Genomic DNA, 23,740 nt, shown 5'->3' on the forward strand with positions numbered 1-23,740 from the left:
CGGGTATACTGCGCCCCATTTGAAGTGCAAGTTCCAGAGGATTGTTCAATGAGCAACGTCGACCACGCCGAAATCGCCAAGTTCGAAGCCTTGGCCCACCGCTGGTGGGACCGCGAAAGCGAGTTCAAGCCGCTGCACGACATCAACCCGTTGCGCGTCAACTGGATCGACGAGCGCGTCGGCCTGGCGGGCAAGAAGGTGCTGGACGTCGGCTGCGGCGGTGGCATCCTCAGCGAGGCCATGGCCCTGCGCGGCGCCACCGTGACTGGCATCGACATGGGTGAGGCTCCCCTGGCGGTCGCCCAGCTGCACCAGCTGGAGTCGGGCGTCGAGGTCGAATACCGGCAGATCACCGCCGAAGCCCTGGCCGAAGAGATGCCCGAGCAGTTCGACGTGGTCACCTGCCTGGAAATGCTCGAGCACGTACCCGACCCGTCGTCGGTAATCCGCGCCTGCTACCGCATGGTCAAGCCCGGTGGCCAGGTGTTCTTCTCGACCATCAACCGCAACCCGAAGGCCTACCTGCTGGCCATCGTCGGCGCCGAGTACATCCTCAAGATGCTGCCGCGCGGCACCCACGACTTCAAGAAGTTCATCCGCCCGTCCGAGCTCGGCGCCTGGAGCCGTGTCGCCGGCCTCGAGGTCAAGGACATCATCGGCCTGACCTACAACCCGCTGACCAAGCACTACAAGCTCAGCAGCGACGTTGACGTCAACTACATGATCCAGACCCTGCGCGAGGAATGACCATGCGTTTGCGAGCAGTACTCTTCGACATGGACGGCACCCTGCTCGACACGGCGCCGGACTTCATCGCCATCTGCCAGGCCATGCTCGCCGAGCGCGGCCTGCCGGCCATCGATGACCAGCGGATCCGCGACGTGATTTCCGGCGGCGCCCGCGCCATGGTTGCGGCCACCTTCGCCATGGCCCCCGAGGCCGAAGGCTTCGAGGCCCTGCGCCTGGAATTCCTCGAGCGCTACCAGCGTGACTGCGCCGTGCACAGCAAGCTGTTCGACGGCATGGGCGAGCTGCTGGCCGACATCGAAAAGGGCAACCTGCTGTGGGGCGTGGTGACCAACAAGCCGGTGCGCTTCGCCGAGCCGATCATGCAGCAACTGGGCCTGGCCGAGCGTTCGGCCCTGCTGATCTGCCCGGACCACGTGAAGAACAGCAAACCCGACCCGGAGCCGCTGATCCTCGCGTGCAAGACGCTGGACCTGGACCCTGCCAGCGTGCTGTTCGTCGGCGACGACCTGCGCGACATCGAGTCCGGCCGCGACGCCGGCACCCGCACGGCGGCGGTGCGCTACGGCTATATTCATCCAGAGGACAACCCGAACAACTGGGGCGCCGATGTGGTGGTGGACCACCCGCTGGAACTGCGCAAGGTGATCGACAGCGCCCTGTGCGGCTGCTGAACACCGCCCTATGCCCTTGTGGGAGCGGGTGTTCGCTCCCACGAACTCGAAGGACAGAACCATGTTCGACTACACCGCCCGCCCCGGCCTGCTCGCCGGCCGCGTCATCCTGGTCACCGGCGCCGGCCGCGGCATCGGCGCCGCTGCTGCCAAGGCCTATGCCGCCGTGGGCGCTACCGTGCTGCTGCTGGGCAAGACCGAGGCCAACCTCAACGAGGTCTACGACCAGATCGAGGCCGCCGGCCACCCGCAGCCGGTGGTGATCCCGTTCAACCTGGAAACCGCCCTGCCCCATCAGTACGACGAGCTGGCGGTCATGATCGAGGAGCAGTTCGGCCGCCTCGACGGCCTGCTCAACAATGCCTCGATCATCGGCCCGCGCACGCCGCTGGAGCAGCTGTCGGGCGACAACTTCATGCGCGTGATGCACATCAACGTCGACGCCACCTTCATGCTCACCAGCACCTTGTTGCCACTGCTCAAGTTGTCTGAAGATGCCTCGGTGGTGTTCACCTCCAGCAGCGTCGGGCGCAAGGGCCGGGCCTACTGGGGTGCCTACGGGGTGTCGAAGTTCGCCACCGAAGGGCTGATGCAGACCCTGGCCGATGAACTGGAAGGCGTGGCGCCGGTGCGCTCCAACAGCATCAACCCCGGCGCTACGCGCACGGCGATGCGGGCCCAGGCGTATCCGAGCGAGAACCCGCAGAACAACCCGCTGCCGGAAGAAATCATGCCGGTCTATCTGTACCTGATGGGGCCGGATAGCAAAGCGGTGAACGGCCAGGCGTTCAACGCCCAGTAAGGCTTGTGTCGCCTGCTCGGCCTCTTCGCGGCTAAACCCGCTGCCACAGGATTTTCACTGCCTAGAGGCCTATGCAATACCTGTAGGAGCGGGCTTACCCGCGAAGAGGCCAGTTCAGGACTCAGCCAGCGGCCAACGCCGGGCGCATGCGCCCTTGCTGGCGCCCTTCCAGTTGCATGCACCGTTCCAGGAACAGGTACATGCAGTCATAGCTCTTGCAGATGGCCTTGCGCAGCTCGGTGCGCAGCCCCAGGGTCGGGTTCTCGCCCGCCAGCGTGCAGATGATCTCCAGCGCCTCCCACGGGTGCGCGTCGTCGTACTGGGCATGCATCTTCAACCATTTCATCGCCCGCTTGCGCTGATCCTCGGGGAAACCCATGGCGTAGGTGTCCTCAGCGCAGACCACCGCCGACCACTCGCCCGTCGCCCCTTCGATCGCATAATTGGTCGCCGCCATGGCAATCGCCAGCGACTCGGTGGTGCACACCCGCCAGCACCAGTCGTTCAGCCCGTTCAGCTCTGGCGGTACATCCTGCGCTTGCAGCTCGTGCAGGTGCACGCCATGGGCCTGGCACCAGTTGACCCAGTAGTCGGCATGGTTGAGCTCGACGCGGATATTGCGCATCAGCCAACGCCGCGCCATGTCTTCGCCAGGGTGGCGGGCGTAGCGGGTCTTGGTCAGGTTATGGGCCATGTACAAGGAAAACTGCTCGACCACCGGCCAGCCACCGATCAGGTACTGGCGAATGGTCGACTGGCGCAGCTGGCCATCGCGCAGACGCTGGTAGAACTCATGTTCGACCACCCGGCGCTTGCTTTCGCGGCAATCCTCGATCAGCTGCTGGGCCCACTGGGGGTAACTGGCCGGGTCCATCAAGGGCCCGATACGTACGAATGCATCAATCACTTTTCAGCTCCTTGATCCTTGTGATTTGGCGGACGTGTGTTCAGCGAAAAGTACCTGGCGCCCGATGCAGCAAGGGCCGCGCAGCAATCCGTTGGCGCTGCAGACTGTCGCAGGTGAACACCTGCGGTCGTTCAATCAGATAGCCCTGGGCGTAATCCACGCCGATCTCCTGCAAGGCCTGCTCGATCAACGGTGTTTCGACGAACTCGGCGATGGTCCGCTTGCCCATGACGTGGCCGATGTGATTGATCACCTCGACCATGGCACGATTGACCGGGTCGTCGAGCATATCTTTGACAAAACTTCCGTCGATCTTCAAGAAGTCGACCGGTAAATGTTTCAAATAGGCGAATGACGACATCCCGGCACAGAAGTCATCCAGCGAGAACTTGCAACCCAGCCCCTTCAATTCATTGATGAAGCGGATTGCGCTGCCCAGGTTGGCGATGGCACTGGTCTCGGTGATCTCGAAGCAGATCATGCGCGGCGGAATGGCATATTCGACGAACAACCGCTGCAGATACTCTAGGAACTTGTCATCACCGATGCTCGTCCCTGAAAGGTTGATCGCGCACATTGCCAACGGCCCCTCCCGCCCTTCATCCAGGCATTGGCGGATGACCTGGAAGACGTTGCGCACCACCCAGCGGTCCAGCGCCGTCATCAGGCCATAGCGCTCGGCGGCCGGGATGAAACTGTCGGGAAGGATGGTGCGACCGCTTTCGTCATGCAGGCGCAGCAGTATCTCGATATGGCCCGGCCCCTCGATGTCTTTCAGCGCGGCGATTTCCTGGCAATAGAGGCAGAAGCGGTTCTCCTCCAGGGCCACGTGCAGGCGCTGGATCCAGGCCATCTCGCCAAAGCGCATGGACAGCTCGCTGTCGTCGGCGTGGTACACCTGTACCCGGTTACGGCCCTTTTCCTTGGCCATGTAGCAGGCCATGTCGGCAGCTCGCAACGAGGCCTCCAGCGTGCCCGGCACCTGCGCGATGTGCACCAGGCCGATACTGACGGTGGTCACGAACGGCCTGCCCTTCCACACGAAGTGCAGGCTCTGCACGGCCTGGCGCAAGTTCTCGGCGATGCGCTCGGACTGTTCGGACGGGCAATTCTCCAGCAATACACCAAATTCATCGCCGCCCAGGCGCGCCAGGGTGTCACCTTCGCGCAGCCCGGACTGCAGCACCGCGCAGATGTGCCTGAGCAGCTCGTCACCCGCCGCATGGCCACTGGTGTCGTTGACCAGCTTGAACTGATCGAGGTCGAGGAACATCAGCGAATGCCGCCCGGCCTGGCGCACCAGGCTATTGAGCGCCTGTTCCAGGCGGTATTCGAATTCGCGACGGTTGGCCAGGCCGGTCAAGGCGTCATGGGTGGCCTGCCAGGACAGGTTGGCGATGTACTGGCGCTCTTGGGTCATGTCGTGCAGCACCAGCACGATGCCCGCCACCTGGTCGTTGTTGATGATCGGCGAACCGACCAGGTTGACCGAGACCGTGCTGCCATCCAGGCGCTGTATCAGCCGGGCATGCTCAGCGCCGCCCTTGAGGCTGCCGCTGAGCACCTGCTCGACCAGCGTGCTGCCTTCGCCCTCCTCCTGCTCGTCGAGCAGGCTGAACAACGCCCCCAACGGCAGCCCCAGGGCCTGCCCGGATTGCCAGTGGGTCAACTGCTCGGCAGCGGGGTTCATGTAGCCGATATTGCCCTCGACATCGGCAGTGATCACCGCGTCACCAATCGCCTCAAGGGTGATCTGCGCCCGCTCCTTCTCCTCGCGCAGGGCATTGGCGAAGGCCTGGCGCTGGGCCAGCAGCTTGCTCGAACGGCGCCAGGCAAAGGTGATGAGGAATAGCGCAGTCAGCAGGTTGGTGACCAGCAGCACCCGCAGCAGCATCCGCGAGCCTTCGCCCAACGCATCGCTGAAGGCCTTGGCGGCCGGCGTGACGCCTTCGTTGATCGCGACGATGCGGGCTTTCCAGTCAGCGAGCTGGGCAGCGCTGACCTGCCCCGCAGCAAAACCCGCGTGCATGTCGCTGGCCAGCATATCGAGCTTGATCAGGTAATCGTCGCCGATGTTCCAGTAATCGATCGCCGTCTGCATGTAGCTGACCTGGCGAAAATTACGGTAGAACCAGATGATCCGGTCGACATCGTCCGGGTGGTTGCCCCCCTGCAGCACAGCCTGGCGGGCGCCTTGCAGGTCCGGGCTGGCCTGGTCGAGCAGTTCACGCAGTTCGTGGTCGCCCTGAGGCACGGCCATGACCTGGCGATAGCGCTGATAGGTACGCTCGTCGCGGTCATCGGCATACAGGTTGAGGTAATAGATGGCGTCTTTCTGCGCCTTGGACCAAAGGCTTTCACCGGCGACGTAGGCACGCACCGCCGACAACGCATAAAGGCTGAGGCTACCCAGCAACACCTGGAACACGACAACGGCGATGAAGGGCCAGATGATACCTGCCAACCTAGGCGCTTCTTGTGTGCGATTTCCCTTCATTTAGTCCCTGTCGCAGAGCAGATAAGACTTTGAATCAACCCAGACAAGCACAGCGTAGGCCATTTGCCATCTGAGTGGAGGGGAATTTTGTGCCTGGAGAGCGGCGCTGGATTCTTCGCGGGTAAACCCGCCCCCACCCGTACTGCACTGCGCTCGAGATCAGCACAGGCGCTGTGGGAGCGGGTTCACCCGCGAACAGGCCGGATCAGGCAAAATCAAAAGGTCAAGTCTGCTGCAGATGCCCATACAGCTTGGCATACAGCCCACCCTCGGCAATCAGCTGCTGATGGTCGCCATCCTCGGCCACATGGCCACCGTCGAACACCAGCACCCGGTCGGCCTGTTTCACCGCCGACAAGCGGTGCGCGATGATCAGCGTGGTGCGGCCACTGAGGAAGCGCGCCAATGCCTGGTGCAGGTTGTACTCGGTGGCAGCATCCAGCGCCGAGGTGGCTTCGTCGAGAATCACCACCTTGGGCTCGGCCAGGACCATGCGGGCAATCGCCAGGCGCTGGCGCTGGCCACCGGACAGGCGCACCCCGGACCGGCCGACCACGCTGTCCAGCCCTTGCGGCAAGGCGGCAATGGTGGCGTCCAGCTGGGCGATGCGCAGTGCCTGCCAGCACGCTTCGTCAGTGCATTCGCGGCCCATGGTCAGGTTGGCGCGCACGCTGTCGTTGAACAGCGAGGGGTGCTGCAGCACCACCGCGACATTCTCGCGCAGGGTCTCGAGGCCGATTTCCTGCAGGCTGGCACCGCCAAAGCGGATAGTCCCGGCCTGCGCGCTGTACAGGCCCAGCAGCAACTGCACCAGGGTACTCTTGCCGCCACCACTGGCACCGACGATGGCCACTTTCTCACCGGGGGCAATGGCCAGGTTCAGCTGGTCCAGCACCGGCTCGTCGGCATAGGCAAACCGCAGGTCGCGTACCTCGATACCCACCGTCTCGCGGCCGCTGAACGGGTCACAGGACCCCGGGTACTGCGGCTCGTCGGCCCGCGACAGCAGCTCATTGAGCCGGCTCAGCGCACCGCCGGCGGCGTAGTAGGCATACTGCAGGTTGAGCAGCTGTTCCACCGGGCCGATCATGAACCACAGGTAGCTGAACACCGCCAGCATCTGGCCGATCGACAGGTCGGAAAACAGCACGGTCAGCATCGCCGCCGCACGGAAGATGTCGATACCGAACTGGAACAGCAGACCACTGGCGCGGCCGCTGGCATCGCTCTTCCATTGCGATTCCACGGCATAGTCGCGCACTTCGCGGGCCCGCAGGCCAAGGCGGCCGAGGAAATAGCCCTGGCGGTTGCCGGCACGGATTTCCTGGATGGCATCCAGGGTCTCCGACAATGCCTGGGTAAAACGCGAGGTGCTGTCGTTCTCGAGTTTCTTCAGGTGCTTGACGCGTTTGCCCAGCTGCACGGTGAAGTAGATCACCAGCGGGTTGAACAACAGGATCAGCAACGCCAGTTTCCAGTGCATCCAGATCAGGATTGCCGCCGTGCCGGTGAGGGTCAGCATGGCCACCAGGAAGCGGCTCAAGGTCTCGCCGACGAACTTGTCGAGGGTATCCAGGTCGGTGACCAGGTGCGTGGTCACGGTGCCGCTGCCGAGGCTTTCATATTCCTTCAGCGAAATGCGCTTGAGGCGCTCGATCAGGCGAATGCGCAGGCGGTAGACGATGTCCTTGGCCAGGCCGGCGAACAGCTTGGCCTGCACCACGTTGAAGGCCAGCGCCGCCAGGCGCAGGCACAACGTGGCCACCAGCATCAGGCCGATGTAGCCGGCCGCCACTTGCCAGGCGCTCGGCAGCAGCTGGTTCATCCATTTCAGCGCGGCGTCGCCGTGGCCCAGCAGCACTTCGTCGACCAGCAACGGCAACAGCAACGGGATCGGCACGGCACAGCAGGCTGCCAGTACGGCGACCAGGTTGGCGGCCCAGAGGTTTTTCTTGTGATGCAGGGCCAGACGACGGATTTCCGCCCAGCTCAGGCGATCGGACACAGCGGCGGGCTTCCCTGGCACAGGGTCGGGCGACCCTGGCAGATCAAGCACAGACGGCCTGCTGTAGCCAGCGGCCAAGCAGCGGTTGCAGGCTGTCCAGCGGCTGGTAGCCGTTGGTCAGCAACGCCAGCTGGCCGTTGCGCTCAGCCAGCAGGGTGGGGAAGCCGGCGATGCCAAGGTCCTGCACCCAGCTGAAGTCGGCGCTGGTGGCGGCGCGAATATCATGGCTGGTGAACTGCTGGGCGAAGCGCTCACGGTCGAAGCCGGCCTGTTCGGCCAGTTCGACCAGTTGCGGGGCACGCGTGACATCCACGCCTTGCTCGTAGAAAGCGCGCTGGATCAGCCCCAGCAGCGGCCAGACACGCTCGGCATCCAGCTCGCGGGCCGTGACCAGGGCGCGGCAGGCAGGCTCGGTGTCGTAGACAAAACCATCAGGCATGGCGCCGTCGAAACGGAACGGTTGCCCGGTGGCCTCGGCCACCGCCTGCCAGTGCTCGAGGATGTACTTGCGGGTCGAGCCATCCAGCGCGCTGCCGCCCGTGCGCAGGCCGCCCGGCACCAGGCGGGTACTGACGCCCGCCTCGGCGGCCTGTGCGATCAGGGCCGCAGCCACAGGTGCGAAACCCCAGCACCAGGAGCACATCGGGTCCATCACATAGATCAGGCGGGCGGTCATGGTTCAAGCCTCGGCTTTGTAGTTGTAACCAATCGGGTGCGGCAGGTTGCGGGCCTTGGCCAGCTCGATCTGCTTCTGCCGATCGATGGCGCTGCGGCGGGTCTTTTCGCTCAGGGTGTCCCAGCAATGCGGGCAGCTCACGCCTGGCGAATAGTGCTCCGACTCGCGGTCCTTGGCATCGACCGGGTGGCGGCAGGCATGGCACTGGTCGTACTCGCCCTCGCTCAGGTCATGGCGCACCGTGACGCGGTTGTCGAAGACGAAGCAGTCGCCGTCCCAGAGGCTCTCTTCCTGAGGCACTTCCTCGAAGTATTTCAGGATGCCACCCTTAAGATGATAGACCTCCTCGAAGCCTTCACCGAGCATGTAGCTGGAGGCTTTTTCGCAACGGATGCCGCCGGTGCAGAACATCGCGACCTTCTTGTGCTTGCTTGGGTCGAAGTTGGCCTTGATGTACTCGGGGAACTCGCGGAAGGTCTCGGTCTTCGGGTCGATGGCGCCCTTGAAGGTGCCGATGGCCACTTCGTAGTCGTTGCGGGTGTCGATCAGCAGCACTTCCGGGTCGCTGATCAGGGCGTTCCAGTCCTTGGGCTCGACATAGGTGCCGACGGCCTGGTTCGGGTCGACACCCGGCACGCCGAGGGTGACGATCTCTTTCTTGAGCTTGACCTTGGTACGGTAGAACGGCTGCTCGTCGCAGTAGGATTCCTTGTGGTCGACATCGGCCAGGCGCGGGTCGTTGCGCAGCCAGGCGAGCAAGCCGTCGATGCCCTCGCGAGTGGCCGAAACGGTGCCGTTGATGCCTTCGTGGGCCAGCAGCAAGGTGCCTTTGACGCCGTTGTCGAGCATGGTCTTGAGCAGCGGCTCACGCAGCTCGACGTAATCTTCCAGGGTGACGAACTTGTACAGCGCCGCCACGACGATAGCTTGGGACATGAAATCGGTTCTCCAGGTGGTCACCCTCGTAAGGGGCGGACCGGAATGACAAATAAAAACGCGCCGGCAAGCGGCGCGTCGTGCAGTCTAACAGAATGCCGGAAAGGATTCAGTGCCCGCCGCCAGCACACACCGGCGAGGCAGGCGCCACACCCACCTTGGCCCACTCCTCGGCCGTGTAGGTGTGAATCGCCAGGGCGTGGATCTCGCCCATCAGCTCACCCATGGTGGCGTAGACCTTCTGGTGGCGCTTGACGCTGTTGAGCCCGGCGAACTGCTCGCTGACGATCACCGCCTTGTAGTGGGTTTCCTGGCCACGGCTGTGCATGTGGCTTTCGTTGTGCACTTCAAGGTGTTGCGGGGCCAGCGCGGCCAGTTGCTGCTCGATGCGGTGCTGCATGCTCATCGGGTGTTACTCACTTCTTGGCCGGGGCGGCGGCCTTGCCAGCGTTCGGGTCCAGCTCCTTGGTCATGTCGTCGAGCAGCTTGTTGACCACAGGTACCGCCGGTTCCAGGCTGGTCTGGGTCAGCTGGGCCGACTGCTGGGTGACCTTGGGCATTTCACGCAGGACTTTCTTGCCCAGCGGCGACTCGTAGAACTTGACCAGGTCCTTGAGCTCTTGCTCGGTGAAGGTCTGGGTGTACAGGTCGACCATCTTCGGCTTCAGCTTGTTCCAGCCGATGGCGTTGTCCAGGGCAGCGTTGGCCTTGGCCTGGTAGCTCTCGAGCACCGGCTGCTTGGAGGCTGGGGCCTTGGTCTGGGCGAAGCGCTGGGCGAACATCTGCTGGACCTGCATGTACACCGGAGTGCCCAGCTTGTCGGCATTGGCCAGGGTCAGGAATTTCTCGGCGGCAGCATTGTGGCTGGCGGTGGCAGCGAGTACCTGGCCGCTGGCACAGGCCAGGGCGACGGCAGCACAGAGGACACGGAGACGGGTCATTGCATTTCCTTCAGGAGGGGAGGCGGTACCTCAGAGTAGAGCATTCTGCTCCCGCAGGGGCGCAGCGCTCAAGTGGCACGACGAGCGAATGAACCGCTCGCACGCATGAGGGCCTAAACTGCTGATTCTGACTGACAAGGAGTGAACGCAGCATGAGCCGTATCGAGACAGACAGCCTGGGGCCGGTCGAAGTTCCTGAGGACGCCTACTGGGGCGCGCAGACCCAGCGCTCGCTGATCAACTTTGCCATTGGCAAGGAACGCATGCCGCTCGCGGTGCTGCACGCCCTGGCACTGATCAAGAAAGCCGCCGCGCGGGTCAACGACCGCAACGGCGACCTGCCCGCCGACATCGCCCGGCTGATCGAACAAGCCGCCGACGAAGTGCTCGATGGCGAGCATGACGACCAGTTCCCGCTGGTCGTCTGGCAGACCGGCAGCGGCACCCAGAGCAACATGAACGTCAACGAGGTGATCGCCGGGCGCGCCAACGAGCTGGCCGGCAAAGGCCGCGGCGGCAAGGCGCCAGTCCACCCCAACGATCACGTCAACCGCTCGCAGAGCTCCAACGACTGCTTCCCCACCGCCATGCACATCGCCGCCGCCCAGGCGGTACACGACAAGCTGCTGCCGGCGATCGCCGAGCTGTCGTCGGGCCTGGCCGAGCTGTCGGCGCGCCACAGCAAGCTGGTCAAGACCGGCCGCACGCACATGATGGATGCCACACCGATCACCTTCGGCCAAGAGGTGTCGGCCTTCGTCGCCCAGCTCGACTACGCCCAGCGCGCCATCCGCGCCACCTTGCCGGCGGTGTGCGAGCTGGCGCAGGGCGGCACCGCCGTCGGCACCGGGCTGAACGCTCCGCATGGTTTTGCCGAGGCCGTGGCCGCCGAGCTGGCCGCCCTCTCCGGCCTGCCCTTCGTCACTGCCCCCAACAAGTTCGCCGCCCTCGCCGGCCATGAGCCGCTGACCAGCCTGGCCGGTGCGCTGAAGACCCTGGCAGTGGCGCTGATGAAGATCGCCAACGACCTGCGCCTGCTCGGTTCCGGCCCGCGGGCCGGGCTGGCCGAAGTGCGCCTGCCGGCCAACGAGCCGGGCAGCTCGATCATGCCCGGCAAGGTCAACCCGACCCAGTGCGAGGCGCTGTCGATGCTGGCCTGCCAGGTATTGGGCAACGACGCGGCAATCGGCTTTGCCGCCAGCCAGGGTCACCTGCAACTGAACGTGTTCAAGCCGGTGATCATCCACAACCTGCTGCAATCGATCGAGCTGCTGGCCGATGGTTGCCGCAACTTCCAGCAGCATTGCGTGGCCGGAATCGAGCCGGATGCCGAACAGATGGCGGCGCATCTGGAACGTGGCCTGATGCTGGTGACGGCGCTGAACCCGCACATTGGCTATGACAAGGCGGCGGAGATAGCCAAGAAGGCCTACAGCGAGGGCAAGACCTTGCGTGAGGCGGCGCTGGAGTTGAAGTACCTGACCAACGAGCAGTTCGACCAGTGGGTCAGGCCGGAGCACATGCTTGCGCCTGGCGGCAAGGGCTGAATGATGTAAACCCTGTGCCGGCCTCTTCGCGGTTGAACCCCCGAAGAGGCCGGCACAGGCAACCCTCCAGTTCAAGCCAGGCGTGCTCTTCTGGCGCGCCACCCGGCCACCAGCGAAGGCCCCAGCGCCACCAGGCTCGACCCCGCCACCACCGTCACCGCGCCTATATAGCCCAGGGTATTGATGTCTTCGGCGTGCACATACTCAGGCCACACTACGGCAGCCAGCGCCACCGCGACAAAGGTCACCAGCGGTGTCAGCGCCAGCGTGGCGCTCACCCGTGACGCCTCCCAATGCGCCAACGCCTCGGCAAACGCGCCATAGGCCACCAGGGTATTCAGGCAACAGGCCAGCAACAGCCACCCCTGCACCGGGCTCAATTGCAGCGCCTCCAGCGGATGCACCCAGGGCGTCAACAGGGCCGCACAACTCAGGTAGATGACCATCATCACCTGCTGCGAATGCCACACCGTCAGCAGCTGCTTCTGGCTCAGGGCATAGAACACCCAGATGCTGGTGGCCAGGAGAATGGTCAGCACACCCGTGGTGTAGGCGCCCAGCGAGGTCAGCAGCTCTTCCAGGCGCTGGTTGAAGAACAGGCCGAAACCGCCCAGCAGCACCAGCAGGCCAATGCCCTGCCCCAGGCTGAAGCGCTCCTTGAACACGAACATGCTGGCCACCAGCAACAACACCGGGCCGATCTGCACCACCAGCTGGGCAGTGCCCGGGCTCAGCAGGTTCAGGCCGATCAGGTACAGCACATAGTTGCCCATCAGCCCGAACACGGCGACCACGATCAGGGCCTTGCCCTTGGGCGCCAGCTTGCGCAGCGACGGCAGGCGCCGCTGCGCGGCCAGCCAGGCGAACAGCACGCCGCCGGAAACCAGCAGGCGATACCAGGTGACGGTCATCGGGTCGACCACCTGCAGCACCTGCTTGAGCTTGATCGGCAGGATGCCCCAGAGCAGCGCGGTCAGCAGTGCCAGAAACAGGCCGTAGCCCCAACGGCCGGAAGTTGTGTGCATACAGTCCTCGAATGTGCCCTTGGTGGGGGTAACCGAATTCTAAGGGCTTGGAGCACCGAGCCGGAGGAAAATGCCGGGAAATAAATTCATCGGGTCATTCCTCGGCGGCATGCCTGGCTATTTCTTGTCCTTGGCGAAAGCTGCCTCCAGGGCTTGGTTGATCGTGCGCAGCACCTTCACCCGCGCCCAGCGCTTGTCATTGGCTTCGACCAGCGTCCACGGTGCGATCTCGCTGCTGGTGCGGTCGACCATGTCGCCCACGGCCTGGGTGTAATCGTCCCACTTGTCGCGGTTGCGCCAGTCGTCCTCGGTGATCTTGTAGCGCTTGAACGGGATCTGCTCGCGCTCCTCGAAGCGCTCCAGCTGGGTCTGCTGGTCGATCGCCAGCCAGAACTTGACCACCACCACGCCGGCATTGACCAATTGCTCTTCGAAGTCATTGATTTCGCTGTAGGCACGCATCCAGTCGGCCGGCGTGCAGAAGCCCTCCACCCGCTCCACCAGCACCCGGCCGTACCAGGAGCGGTCGAAGATGGTGAACTTGCCGCGCGCCGGGATGTGCCGCCAGAATCGCCACAGGTAAGGCTGCGCACGCTCTTCTTCGGTGGGCGCGGCAATCGGCACGATGCGGTACTGGCGCGGGTCCAGCGCGGCCGCCACGCGGCGGATGGCGCCGCCCTTGCCGGCGGCATCGTTGCCTTCGAACACCGCCACCAGGGCATGCCGGCGCATGCGCTTGTCGCGCAGCAGGCCGGCCAGGCGGGCTTGTTCGGTGACCAGCTGCTCCTGGTAGTCTTGCTTGTCCAGGCGCACGGTCAGGTCCAGGGCACCGAGCAGGCTGCGCTGATCGATGCTCCGGCCCAGCGGAGCGACGTTGCCCTGGTGCTTGCCCTTGGGGTTGTTGGCCAGCGCCGCCTGCAGGCTTTCCAGCAGGATGCGCCCCACCGCCAGGCTGCGGTAGTTCGGGTCGACGCCTTCGACGATATGCCACGGCGCGTAATCGCGGCTGGTGCGGCGCAGCACGCGTTCGCCGAAGCGCACGAAACGGTCGTAGGTTTCCGACTGCTGCCAGTCCAGCGGGCTGATCTTCCAGCTGTGCAACGGGTCGTCCTTGAGCGATTTCAGGCGCGCCTTCATCTGCTTCTTGGACAGGTGGAACCAGAACTTGATGATCAGTGCGCCTTCGTCGCAGAGCATCTGCTCAAGCCGTTCGGCACCGGTGATGGCCTGGTCGAGCACGGCGTCCTTGAACTGGCCATGGACCCGCCCCTGCAGCATCTGGCTGTACCAGTTGCCGAAGAACACACCCATCCGCCCTTTGGGTGGCAACGCTCGCCAGTAACGCCAGGCCGGTGGCCGGGCCAGTTCTTCATCGGTCTGCTGGTCGAAGGTGAGCACGTCGATCATGCGCGGGTCCATCCACTCGTTGAGCAGCTTGACCGTTTCGCCCTTGCCGGCGCCTTCGATGCCATTGATCAGCACGATCACCGGGAACCGCGCCTGCTGTTTGAGTTCGTATTGCGCCTCAAGCAGCGCTTCGCGCAAGGCAGGCACTTCTGCGTCGTAGGTTTCCTTGTCGATGCTGTGACCGATTTCTGCGGATTCGAACATGCACTGGCTCCTTCATTGGATAAGCAAGACTAGCGGATTTGCGTAGCGCCTGCGCAAACCCGGCAGATGACATAAAATCCGCACATCCGCTGCAACCGAGCCAACCATGTCCACCCTCCTCCAGCATGCCCAGATCGACTGGGACGACCAGGGCCGCCCCCACTCGCGGCAGTACGACGACGTCTATTTCTCCAAGAATGAAGGCACCGACGAAACCCGCTACGTATTCCTCGAACAGACGCGCCTGGCGCAGCGCTTCGCCGCCCTGGCCCCACACGCTTGCCTGGTGATCGGCGAGACCGGCTTCGGTACCGGCATGAACTTCTTCTGCGCCTGGCAGCTGTTCACCGAACAGGCCCCTGCCGATGCACGCCTGCATTTCATCAGCGTCGAGAAGTACCCGCTCGGCCGCGACGACATGGCTCGCGCCGCGCGCTTGTGGCCGGAGATGGCGGCTTTCACCGAGCCCTTCCTGGCGCAGTACGTGGCAGTGCACCCGGGCTTCCAGCAGTTCAGTTTCGACAACGGCCGGGTCACCCTGACCCTGCTGATCGGCGACGTACTGGAGCAACTGCCGCAGCTCGACGCCAGCATCGACGTGTGGTTTCTCGACGGCTTCGCCCCCGCGAAGAACCCTGACATGTGGACCCCGGAGCTGTTCGGCCAGTTGGCAAGGCTGGCCCACCCCGGCACCGCGCTGGGCACCTTCACCACCACCGGTTGGGTACGCCGCGGGCTGATCGATGCGGGCTTCACCATGAAGAAGATCCCAGGCATCGGCAAGAAGTGGGAGGTGATGAGTGGCGAATACACCGGCCATCCATCGCCGGCCATCGCCACGCCCTGGTACGCCCGCCCCGCGCCTGTTGCAGGCCCGCGCCAGGCACTGGTGATCGGTGCCGGCCTGGCGGGCAGCGCCAGCGCCGCCAGCCTGGCCGCACGCGGCTGGCAGGTCACGGTGCTGGAACGCCACGCGGCGCCCGCGCAGGAGGCTTCGGGCAACCCGCAGGGTGTGCTGTACCTGAAGTTGTCCGCCCATGGCACCGCCTTGTCGCAGATGATCCTGGCCGGTTTCGGCTTTACCCGGCGCCAGCTCGAACGGTTGCAGCGTGGCCGCGATTGGGACGCCTGCGGTGTGCTGCAGCTGGCCTTCGACAGCCAGGAAGGCGCGCGCCAGGCCAAGCTTGCCGAGGCCTTCGACAGCAGCCTGCTGCGGGCGCTGGAGCAGGCTGATGCCGAAGCGATTGCCGGGGTGGCGCTGCCTGCGGGCGGCCTGTTCTACCCCGAGGGTGGCTGGGTCCACCCGCCTGCCTTGTGCCAGGCGCAGTTGCAGCACCCGAACATTCGCGTTCAACTCCATCAAGATGTGGTCGAGCTGCGCAAGGCCGACGGCCTGTGGCAGGCCTGGGATGGGGAGCGTTTGCTGGCCAGCGCGCCGCTGGTGGTGCTGGCCGGGGCCGCCGATGTGCGCCGCTTCGCGCCTTGCGCGCAACTGCCGCTCAAGCGCATTCGCGGGCAGATCACGCGCCTGCCCGCCACCGAAGCCAGCCGTGCCTTGCGCACCGTGGTGTGTGCCGATGGCTACGTCGCACCGCCCCGGGGTGATGAGCACACCTTGGGCGCCAGTTTCGACTTCCACAATGATGACCTGACCCCGACCGTTGCCGAGCACCAAGGCAACCTGGCGTTGCTGGATGAGATTTCCACCGACCTGGCCGCACGGCTGGGCGCGGAGGCACTCGACGCCGAGCGACTGCAGGGGCGGGCAGCGTTTCGCTGCACCAGTCCGGATTACCTGCCGATAGTCGGCCCGGTCGCCGACCCTGAAGTGTTTGCCCAGGCGTATGCCGTGCTCGGCAAAGATGCGCGACAGGTACCAGAGGTGGCGTGCCCGTGGCTGGATGGGCTGTATGTGAACAGTGGGCATGGCTCGCGAGGGTTGATCACGGCGCCGTTGAGTGGCGAGCTGATTGCGGCCTGGGCCAGTGGCGAACCGTTGCCGTTGCCACGGGCGGTGGCTGAGGCCTGCCACCCGAACCGGTTCATGCTGCGCCGGCTGATTCGCGGGAAGTGAGGGGGGGCTGGGGGCGTATGGCGATGGATTTGCAGCGCCTGTGAGATCGAGCGCCGCCCGCGCGGCGCATCGCGGGCAAGCCCGCTCCCACATCTGTTTCGGGCCAGTCTGTCCTGTACCGCCAACAGGATCCGCCTTGGTGCATGACCGAAAATCGATGAAAAGCAGTAGCGCCCACCACAATTTCGAAAGGAACAAACAAGGCGGTCCCTGTTGGCGGCACAGGCGAAATTGGCCCGAAACAGATGTGGGAGCGGGCTTGCCCGCGATGCGCCGCGCGGGCGGCGCTCGATCTCACAGGCGACACAGATTGATCGGCCTAAACTTCAAGCCTCACCCCCGCTTATAACAGATCGATCTAAAACTCCCACAAACCGCACAGGTCAGTTCCTTACAGGGTGCCCTAATCCGGGGCACTCATTCCCCAACGGAAAAACCGGTAAGGACCTATGTGCGGATTAGCAGGAGAGTTGCGTTTCACCCCCATCGACCAGGCCCCTCGCCCAGCCGACCTGGCTGCGGTAGAGCGCATAACCCACCACCTGGCGCCCCGTGGCCCCGACGCCTGGGGCTTCCATAGCCAGGGCCCGATCGCCCTCGGCCACCGCCGCCTGAAGATCATGGATCTGTCCGACGGTTCGGCACAGCCGATGGTCGACAACACCCTGGGCCTGTCACTGGCCTTCAACGGCGCCATCTACAACTTCCCCGAGCTGCGCCAGGAATTGCAGGCGCTGGGCTACAGTTTCTGGTCCGACGGCGACACCGAGGTGCTGCTCAAGGGCTACCACGCCTGGGGCGCGGCCTTGCTGCCCAAGCTCAACGGCATGTTCGCCCTGGCCATCTGGGAGCGCGACAACCAGCGCCTGTTCCTGGCCCGCGACCGCCTGGGCGTCAAGCCGCTGTACCTGTCGCGCAACGGCGAGCGCCTGCGTTTCGCCTCGACACTGCCGGCGCTGCTCAAGGGGGGCGATATCGATCCGATGATCGACCCGGTGGCGCTCAACCACTACCTCAACTTCCACGCCGTGGTGCCCGCACCGCGCACCTTGCTGGCCAATGTGCAGAAGCTCGAGCCCGGCACCTGGATGCGCATCGACCGTCACGGCGAAGTCGAGCGCCAGACCTGGTGGCAGTTGCACTATGGCCCCAACCCGGACGAGCGCGACCTCGACCTGGAAGGCTGGACCACCCGCGTGCTCGACGCCACCCGCGACGCCGTGGCCATCCGCCAGCGCGCCGCCGTGGACGTCGGCGTACTGCTGTCTGGCGGTGTCGATTCCAGCCTGCTGGTCGGCCTGCTGCGGGAGGTCGGGGTGGACGACCTGTCGACCTTCTCCATCGGCTTCGAGGATGCCGGCGGCGAGCGCGGTGACGAGTTCCAGTATTCCGACCTGATCGCCAAGCACTACGGCACCCGCCACCACCAGCTGCGCATCGCCGAGCACGAGGTCATCGAGCAGTTGCCGGCGGCCTTCCGTGCCATGAGCGAACCGATGGTCAGCCACGACTGTATCGCCTTCTACCTGCTGTCGCGGGAAGTGGCCAAGCATTGCAAGGGCGTGCAGAGCGGCCAGGGCGCCGACGAGCTGTTCGCCGGCTACCACTGGTACCCGAAGGTGAACGGTGCCGAGGATGCCTTCGCCGCCTACCGCGACGCCTTCTTCGACCGCAGCCATGACGAGTACCGCGACACGGTCCAGGCCCCATGGCTGCTGGAGACCGACGCGGCCGGCGACTTCGTCCGCGAGCACTTCGCCCGCCCCGGCGCCCCCGAAGCCGTGGACAAGGCATTACGCCTGGACAGTACGGTGATGCTGGTCGATGACCCGGTCAAACGGGTCGACAACATGACCATGGCCTGGGGCCTGGAGGCGCGCACCCCGTTCCTCGACTACCGCCTGGTCGAACTGTCGGCACGCATTCCGGCACGCTTCAAGCTGCCCGACGGCGGCAAGCAGGTGCTCAAGCAAGCCGCGCGGCGGGTGATCCCCCACGAGGTGATCGACCGCAAGAAGGGCTACTTCCCGGTGCCCGGCCTCAAGCACCTGGAAGGCGCAACGCTCGGCTGGGTGCGCGACCTGCTGACCGACCCAAGCCAGGACCGTGGCCTGTTCAACCCGGCCATGCTTGACCGCCTGCTGAGCAATCCGCACGGCCAGCTCACCCCGCTGCGCGGTTCCAAACTGTGGCAGCTGGCGGCCCTGAACCTGTGGCTCAGCGAACAAGGAATCTGACCGATGAAAACCCACGAAATCGCCTACGGTCAGCGCCTTCTGCGCGGCCAGGCGCCGTCCTACGAGCGCTTGCAGGCGCGCCTGGCCGGCGACGGCAGCGAGCCCCACGACCAGCCGCGTGTATTGCACTGCGGTTGGGGGCGTCTGCTGATCGGTCATACCTACCCGGACCCAGCCAGCCTGGCCGCCGCCTTGCAGGAGGAGCGCCCCGGCGAGCGCGATATCGCCCTCTACGTGGCCGCCCCCCAGCAGTTGCTCGCCCAGGCACCGCAGCAGCTGTTTCTCGACCCTTCCGACACCTTGCGCCTGTGGTTCACCGATTACCGCCCGGCGCAGCGGGTGTTCCGCGGCTTTCGTGTGCGCCGGGCGCAAACCCCCAGCGACTGGCAGGCGATCAATACCCTGTACCAGGCGCGCGGGATGCTGCCGGTCGACCCCGAGCTGGTCACCCCCCGCCACCTTGGTGGCCCGGTGTACTGGCTGGCCGAAGATGAGGACAGCGGCGCGGTGATCGGCAGTGTCATGGGCCTGAACCACAGCAAGGCGTTCGACGATCCCGAACACGGCAGCAGCCTGTGGTGCCTGGCCGTGGACCCTCAGTGCACCCGTCCGGGGGTTGGCGAGGTGCTGGTGCGCCACCTGGTCGAGCACTTCATGAGCCGGGGCCTGGCCTACCTCGACCTGTCGGTGCTGCACGACAACCACCAGGCCAAGCGGCTGTACGAGAAACTCGGGTTCCGCAACCTGCCGACCTTTGCGGTCAAGCGCAAGAATGGCATCAACCAGCAGCTGTTTCTCGGCCCCGGCCCGGAAGCCGGCCTCAACCCATACGCCCGCATCATCGTCGACGAGGCGTTGCGCCGCGGTATCGAGGTGCAGGTCGACGATGCCGCTGCCGGTCTGTTCACCCTCAGCCTGGGCGGGCGCCGGATCCGCTGCCGCGAGTCGCTGAGTGACCTGACCAGTGCCGTGACCATGACCTTGTGCCAGGACAAACGCCTTACCCAGCATGCCCTGCGCAACGCCGGGCTGCAGGTGCCGGCGCAGCAGCTGGCCGGCAATGCCGACGACAACCTGGCGTTTCTCGACGAGCATGGCGCGGTGGTGGTCAAGCCTGTGGACGGCGAGCAGGGCCAGGGGGTGGCGGTCAATCTCACCAGCATCGAGGAAGTGACACAGGCCGTGGAAAGCGCCCGCCGCTTCGACAGCCGGGTGCTGTTGGAGAGCTTCCATGCCGGCAGCGACCTGCGCATTCTGGTGATCGGCTATGAAGTGGTGGCGGCGGCGATTCGCCACCCGGCCCAGGTGATCGGTGACGGCAAGCACAGCATTGGTCAGCTGATCGAGGCGCAGAGCCGCCGGCGCCAGGCGGCGACCGGTGGCGAAAGCCGCATCCCGCTGGACGACGAGACCGAACGCACCCTGCACAGTGCCGGGCACGGCTATGACGACGTGCTGCCTGCCGGCCAGCGCCTGGCGGTGCGTCGCACGGCCAACTTGCATACCGGTGGCACCCTGGAAGACGTCACCGAACGCCTGCACCCGGTGCTGGCAGATGCGGCGGTGCGTGCGGCGCGCGCGCTGGAAATTCCGGTGGTGGGCCTGGACTTCATGGTGCGCGATGCCGAGCAACCGGATTACGTGATCATCGAAGCCAACGAGCGGGCCGGGCTGGCCAATCATGAGCCGCAGCCGACGGCCGAGCGGTTTGTCGATTTGCTGTTCCCGCATAGCCGGCCTTTGGCGTAACACATCAATGCCCTCTTCGCGGGTAAACCCGCTCCCACAGGGATTTCACACCCCCTGATAGCGTCGCCGTTCCTGCAGGAGCGGCTTCAGCCGCGAAGAGGCCAGCACAGGAAACGAGGAATCCCCATGTCCGATCGACTCCCCGAACCCGACCTCGACTACATGAAGCGCGTCCTGCTGGAGATGCTCGCCATCCCCAGCCCGACCGGTTTCACCGATACCATCGTGCGTTACGTGGCCGAACGCCTGGACGAACTGGGCATCCCCTTCGAACTGACCCGCCGCGGCACCATCCGTGCCACCCTCAAGGGCCGGCAAAGCTCGCCCGACCGCGCCGTCTCGGCCCACCTCGACACCATCGGCGCCAGCGTGCGCCAGTTGCAGGACAACGGCCGCCTGGCCCTGGCCCCGGTAGGCTGCTGGTCGAGCCGCTTCGCCGAGGGCAGCCGGGTCAGCGTGTTCACCGACACTGGCGTATTCCGTGGCAGCGTATTGCCGTTGATGGCCAGCGGGCATGCCTTCAACACCGCCATCGACCAGATGCCGATCAGCTGGGAACATGTCGAGGTACGCCTGGATGCCTACTGCACCACCCGCGCCGATTGTGAAACGCTGGGCATTGCCATCGGTGATTTCGTCGCCTTCGACCCACTGCCAGAGTTCACCGAAAGCGGCCACATCAGCGCCCGTCACCTGGACGACAAAGCCGGCGTGGCAGCCCTGCTGGCCGCCCTCAAGGCAGTGGTGGAAAGCGGCCGCCAGCCGCTGATCGACTGCCACCCGCTGTTCACCATCACCGAGGAAACCGGCTCCGGTTCCGCCGCTGCCCTGCCCTGGGATGTCAGCGAGTTCGTCGGCATCGACATCGCCCCGGTCGCCCCCGGCCAGGCCTCCAGCGAGCATGCGGTGAGCGTGGCCATGCAGGACTCGTCCGGGCCATACGATTACCACCTGTCACGCCACCTGCTGAAACTGGCCGGCGACCAGGACGTGCCGGTGCGCCGCGACCTGTTCCGCTACTACTTCAGCGATGCCCACTCGGCCGTGACCGCCGGGCATGACATCCGCACCGCGCTGGTGGCGTTCGGCTGCGATGCCACCCATGGCTACGAACGTACCCATATCGACAGCCTGGCTGCGCTCAGCCGCCTGCTTTCGGCCTACCTGCTCAGCCCACCTGTGTTTGCCAGCGACTCGCAACCGGCCAATGCCTCGCTCGAGCGCTTCAGCCACCAGCTGGAGCACGATGCACAGATGGAGAGCGATACCCGCGTGCCGGCCGTGGACAGCCTGGTAGGAAACAAAAGCTGATGGCCGTGGAATCGCGTAGCATGCAGACCCTCATGAACGAGACTGTGCGCTGCCCATGCTGATCCCCTACGACCAACTGCAAGCCGAAACCCTGACCCGCCTGATCGAAGACTTCGTCACCCGCGACGGTACCGATAACGGCGACGATACCCCGCTGGAGACCCGTGTGCTGCGGGTGCGCCAGGCGTTGGCCAAGGGCCAGGCGTTCATCCTGTTCGACCCGGAGAGCCAGCAGTGCCAGCTGCTGGCCAGGCATGACGTACCCCGCGAGCTGCTCGAGTGACATCGTGCCTTGTCGCGGGTCCTGTGGGAGCGGCCTTGCGTCGCGAAAGGGCTGCAGAGCAGCCCCAGCAATCTCGGCGTAGTCGCTGATATCCTGGGGCCGCTTTGCGGCCCTTTCGCGACGCAAGGCCGCTCCCACAGAGGCCGGTGCAGGTCAATCAGCCTTGCGCGCCAGCGCAGCCTTGATCCGCCGATAGACTTCGGCCCGGTGCACCGGCACCTTGCGCGGCGCATCCACGCCAAAGCGCACCACGCCATTGCGCGTTTCCACTACCTTGATCCGAATATCGTCACCAATGGTGATGACTTCACCGATTTCACGCGTGATCACCAACATGTCCCGGCCCTCTCACAACAGGAAAAGACCGCAGAGTGCTTAGGGATATTCCTCTGGACAATACTTCGCCTGCAATTCAGAGCAAGCCTACGCAGGCAGGTAATTTCTCCTACAGACAATTCCTACAATCAACGCGGCTGCGCCTTGGCCCGCATCTTCACCGCCATGTCCGCCATCTCATCGTACAGCCGCTCCGGCGCCTGGCGTTTGAGCTGCCAAGCCTCGCGCCCGGCCGTATGGGGGAGGATCAGGAACTCACCCGCCGCGACTTGCTGGTGGATGTAGTCGGCGATATCCGCCGCGCTGATCGGCGAGCCTTCCAGCAGCTTGCCGACCTGGGCCTTCATCGCCGGGTTGGGCCCACGGAACGAGTCGAGCAGGTTGGTCTGGAAGAACGACGGGCACACGCAGTGCACCGCCACCTCGAGCTGGCGCAGCTCCACCAACAGGCTCTCCGAAAGAGCCAGCACCCCGGCCTTGGCCACGTTGTAGTTGCTCATGCCAGGCCCCTGCATCAGCGCCGCCATTGACGCGACGTTGATGATGCGGCCCTTGCTGCGCTCCAGCTGCGGCAGGAACGCCTTGCACCCCTTGACCACGCCCATCAGGTTGACCGCAATCTGCCAGTCCCAGTCTTCCAGCGACAGCTCGGCGAAGAAGCCGCCCGAGGCAACGCCGGCATTGTTGACGATCACATCGATGCCGCCGAACTTCTCTTCGCAGGCCTGGGCCAGGGCGGTGAGCTGGCTGTAGTCGCGCACGTCGCAACGCTGGACGAAGCCCTCGCCCCCTGCACCCCGCACCAGCGCCAAGGTTTCGCGCAGGCCCGCTTCGTTGACATCGGCCAGCGCCAGGTGCCAGCCCTCACGCGCCCAGCGCAGGGCGATCTCGCGGCCAAGGCCGGAGCCGGCGCCAGTGATCATGATGCGGTTTTGCATGGTGGCACGCCTTGTTCTGACAGGTTGTGCAGCGAGTCTAATCAAGGCTTCGGCCGGAGGCAGGATCCATCAGGATAGTGAATGGCCGGGCATGACTGTGTAGTCGGTGCCGGCCTCTTCGCGGCGTTAGCCGCGAAGAGGCCGCTACAGGCAATACACAAATGGAATCTTTCACAAGCGGCAACAGTCCGAATTTACAAGAGGCCAGCAGTCCGAGGCCCTTGACCTTCAACCACGCAAGGACTCCGTCATGACCACGATTCTCATCATCATCCTGATCCTTCTGCTGATTGGTGGCTTACCGGTCTTCCCGCACTCGCGCAGCTGGGGCTACGGCCCGTCCGGCATCGTTGGCGTGGTGCTGGTGATTCTGCTGGTGCTATTGCTGCTAGGCATGATCTAGCCGCAGCCCATGAAAAAACCGCGCCAAGGCGCGGTTTTTTC

21 protein-coding genes are annotated in these 23,740 nt (G+C 64.8%); 10 read left to right on the top strand and 11 right to left on the bottom strand.

Annotated features, from left to right (window positions below):
• Positions 1-48 precede the first annotated feature (48 nt).
• From ubiG to L6D64_RS14315, 3 genes are all read left to right on the top strand, one after another.
• Positions 49-747, top strand: a complete 699-nt coding sequence (gene ubiG / locus L6D64_RS14305) for a bifunctional 2-polyprenyl-6-hydroxyphenol methylase/3-demethylubiquinol 3-O-methyltransferase UbiG (protein WP_027918179.1) — start codon at positions 49-51, stop codon at positions 745-747.
• A gap of 2 nt (positions 748-749) precedes the next feature.
• Positions 750-1,421 carry an N-acetylmuramic acid 6-phosphate phosphatase MupP gene (mupP, locus tag L6D64_RS14310; protein ID WP_176507383.1) on the top strand — a complete coding sequence of 224 codons (672 nt, stop codon included), beginning with the start codon at positions 750-752 and terminating at the stop codon, positions 1,419-1,421.
• A 61-nt stretch (positions 1,422-1,482) separates the two neighbouring features.
• Positions 1,483-2,223 (top strand): YciK family oxidoreductase, encoded by a 741-nt coding sequence (locus tag L6D64_RS14315; protein ID WP_176507384.1) that lies wholly within the window; start codon positions 1,483-1,485, stop codon positions 2,221-2,223.
• A 121-nt stretch (positions 2,224-2,344) separates the two neighbouring features.
• Here L6D64_RS14315 and L6D64_RS14320 read toward each other — a convergent pair whose 3' ends face one another.
• From L6D64_RS14320 to L6D64_RS14350, 7 genes are all read right to left on the bottom strand, one after another.
• Positions 2,345-3,130, bottom strand: a complete 786-nt coding sequence (locus L6D64_RS14320) for an iron-containing redox enzyme family protein (protein ID WP_176507385.1) — start codon at positions 3,128-3,130, stop codon at positions 2,345-2,347.
• Between the two features lie 40 nt (positions 3,131-3,170).
• On the bottom strand, positions 3,171-5,627 hold the full coding sequence (locus L6D64_RS14325) for an EAL domain-containing protein (protein WP_176507386.1): 2,457 nt from the start codon (positions 5,625-5,627) through the stop codon (positions 3,171-3,173).
• A gap of 223 nt (positions 5,628-5,850) precedes the next feature.
• Positions 5,851-7,683 carry an ABC transporter ATP-binding protein gene (locus tag L6D64_RS14330; RefSeq protein ID WP_176507387.1) on the bottom strand — a complete coding sequence of 611 codons (1,833 nt, stop codon included), beginning with the start codon at positions 7,681-7,683 and terminating at the stop codon, positions 5,851-5,853.
• The gene (locus L6D64_RS14335; protein WP_176507388.1) at positions 7,676-8,308 is read right to left on the bottom strand and encodes a DsbA family protein; all 633 of its coding nucleotides are present in this window, start codon (positions 8,306-8,308) and stop codon (positions 7,676-7,678) included. Before L6D64_RS14335 ends, L6D64_RS14330 begins: the two co-directional genes overlap by 8 nt.
• Positions 8,309-8,311: 3 nt before the next feature.
• On the bottom strand, positions 8,312-9,244 hold the full coding sequence (gene trhO, locus L6D64_RS14340; RefSeq protein ID WP_176507389.1) for an oxygen-dependent tRNA uridine(34) hydroxylase TrhO: 933 nt from the start codon (positions 9,242-9,244) through the stop codon (positions 8,312-8,314).
• A 109-nt stretch (positions 9,245-9,353) separates the two neighbouring features.
• Positions 9,354-9,650: a BolA family protein gene (locus tag L6D64_RS14345; protein ID WP_176507390.1), complete on the bottom strand. Its 297-nt coding sequence runs from the start codon at positions 9,648-9,650 to the stop codon at positions 9,354-9,356.
• Positions 9,651-9,660: 10 nt separating this feature from the next.
• Positions 9,661-10,185 (bottom strand): DUF2059 domain-containing protein, encoded by a 525-nt coding sequence (locus L6D64_RS14350; RefSeq protein ID WP_027918170.1) that lies wholly within the window; start codon positions 10,183-10,185, stop codon positions 9,661-9,663.
• A 152-nt stretch (positions 10,186-10,337) separates the two neighbouring features.
• On the opposite strand from L6D64_RS14350, the gene L6D64_RS14355 reads away from it, so the two are divergent.
• The gene (locus L6D64_RS14355; protein ID WP_176507391.1) at positions 10,338-11,732 is read left to right on the top strand and encodes a class II fumarate hydratase; all 1,395 of its coding nucleotides are present in this window, start codon (positions 10,338-10,340) and stop codon (positions 11,730-11,732) included.
• Between the two features lie 71 nt (positions 11,733-11,803).
• On the opposite strand, the gene L6D64_RS14360 is transcribed toward L6D64_RS14355, so the two are convergent.
• Together L6D64_RS14360 and pap are read right to left on the bottom strand one after the other, a co-directional pair.
• Entirely contained in the window at positions 11,804-12,757 is a 954-nt protein-coding gene (locus L6D64_RS14360; RefSeq protein WP_176507392.1) for a DMT family transporter, read from the bottom strand.
• 117 nt (positions 12,758-12,874) lie between these two features.
• Positions 12,875-14,368, bottom strand: a complete 1,494-nt coding sequence (gene pap / locus L6D64_RS14365) for a polyphosphate:AMP phosphotransferase (RefSeq protein WP_176507393.1) — start codon at positions 14,366-14,368, stop codon at positions 12,875-12,877.
• A 106-nt stretch (positions 14,369-14,474) separates the two neighbouring features.
• On the opposite strand from pap, the gene mnmC reads away from it, so the two are divergent.
• The 5 genes from mnmC to L6D64_RS14390 all read left to right on the top strand — a co-directional run bounded on the left by mnmC (position 14,475) and on the right by L6D64_RS14390 (position 22,022).
• Positions 14,475-16,442, top strand: coding sequence for a bifunctional tRNA (5-methylaminomethyl-2-thiouridine)(34)-methyltransferase MnmC2/FAD-dependent 5-carboxymethylaminomethyl-2-thiouridine(34) oxidoreductase MnmC1 (gene mnmC / locus L6D64_RS14370; protein WP_236192478.1), 1,968 nt, complete (start codon positions 14,475-14,477; stop codon positions 16,440-16,442).
• Between the two features lie 449 nt (positions 16,443-16,891).
• Positions 16,892-18,679 (top strand): N-acetylglutaminylglutamine amidotransferase, encoded by a 1,788-nt coding sequence (locus tag L6D64_RS14375; RefSeq protein ID WP_176507165.1) that lies wholly within the window; start codon positions 16,892-16,894, stop codon positions 18,677-18,679.
• A gap of 3 nt (positions 18,680-18,682) precedes the next feature.
• Positions 18,683-20,428, top strand: a complete 1,746-nt coding sequence (gene ngg, locus L6D64_RS14380; RefSeq protein WP_176507166.1) for an N-acetylglutaminylglutamine synthetase — start codon at positions 18,683-18,685, stop codon at positions 20,426-20,428.
• A gap of 126 nt (positions 20,429-20,554) precedes the next feature.
• Positions 20,555-21,739 carry an osmoprotectant NAGGN system M42 family peptidase gene (locus L6D64_RS14385; RefSeq protein WP_176507167.1) on the top strand — a complete coding sequence of 395 codons (1,185 nt, stop codon included), beginning with the start codon at positions 20,555-20,557 and terminating at the stop codon, positions 21,737-21,739.
• Positions 21,740-21,794: 55 nt separating this feature from the next.
• Entirely contained in the window at positions 21,795-22,022 is a 228-nt protein-coding gene (locus L6D64_RS14390; RefSeq protein WP_054886405.1) for a YheU family protein, read from the top strand.
• A gap of 153 nt (positions 22,023-22,175) precedes the next feature.
• On the opposite strand, the gene csrA is transcribed toward L6D64_RS14390, so the two are convergent.
• Together csrA and L6D64_RS14400 are read right to left on the bottom strand one after the other, a co-directional pair.
• Positions 22,176-22,358, bottom strand: a complete 183-nt coding sequence (gene csrA / locus L6D64_RS14395; RefSeq protein WP_099814771.1) for a carbon storage regulator CsrA — start codon at positions 22,356-22,358, stop codon at positions 22,176-22,178.
• A gap of 128 nt (positions 22,359-22,486) precedes the next feature.
• A complete protein-coding gene (locus tag L6D64_RS14400) occupies positions 22,487-23,296 on the bottom strand; it encodes an SDR family oxidoreductase (RefSeq protein ID WP_176507168.1) in 810 nt (269 codons plus the stop codon).
• A gap of 250 nt (positions 23,297-23,546) precedes the next feature.
• On the opposite strand from L6D64_RS14400, the gene L6D64_RS14405 reads away from it, so the two are divergent.
• Entirely contained in the window at positions 23,547-23,699 is a 153-nt protein-coding gene (locus L6D64_RS14405; protein WP_012271016.1) for a DUF3309 family protein, read from the top strand.
• The last annotated feature ends 41 nt before the right edge of the window (positions 23,700-23,740 follow it).

The organism is Pseudomonas urethralis (genome assembly GCF_021602465.1).
Lineage (GTDB): Bacteria > Pseudomonadota > Gammaproteobacteria > Pseudomonadales > Pseudomonadaceae > Aquipseudomonas > Aquipseudomonas vlassakiae.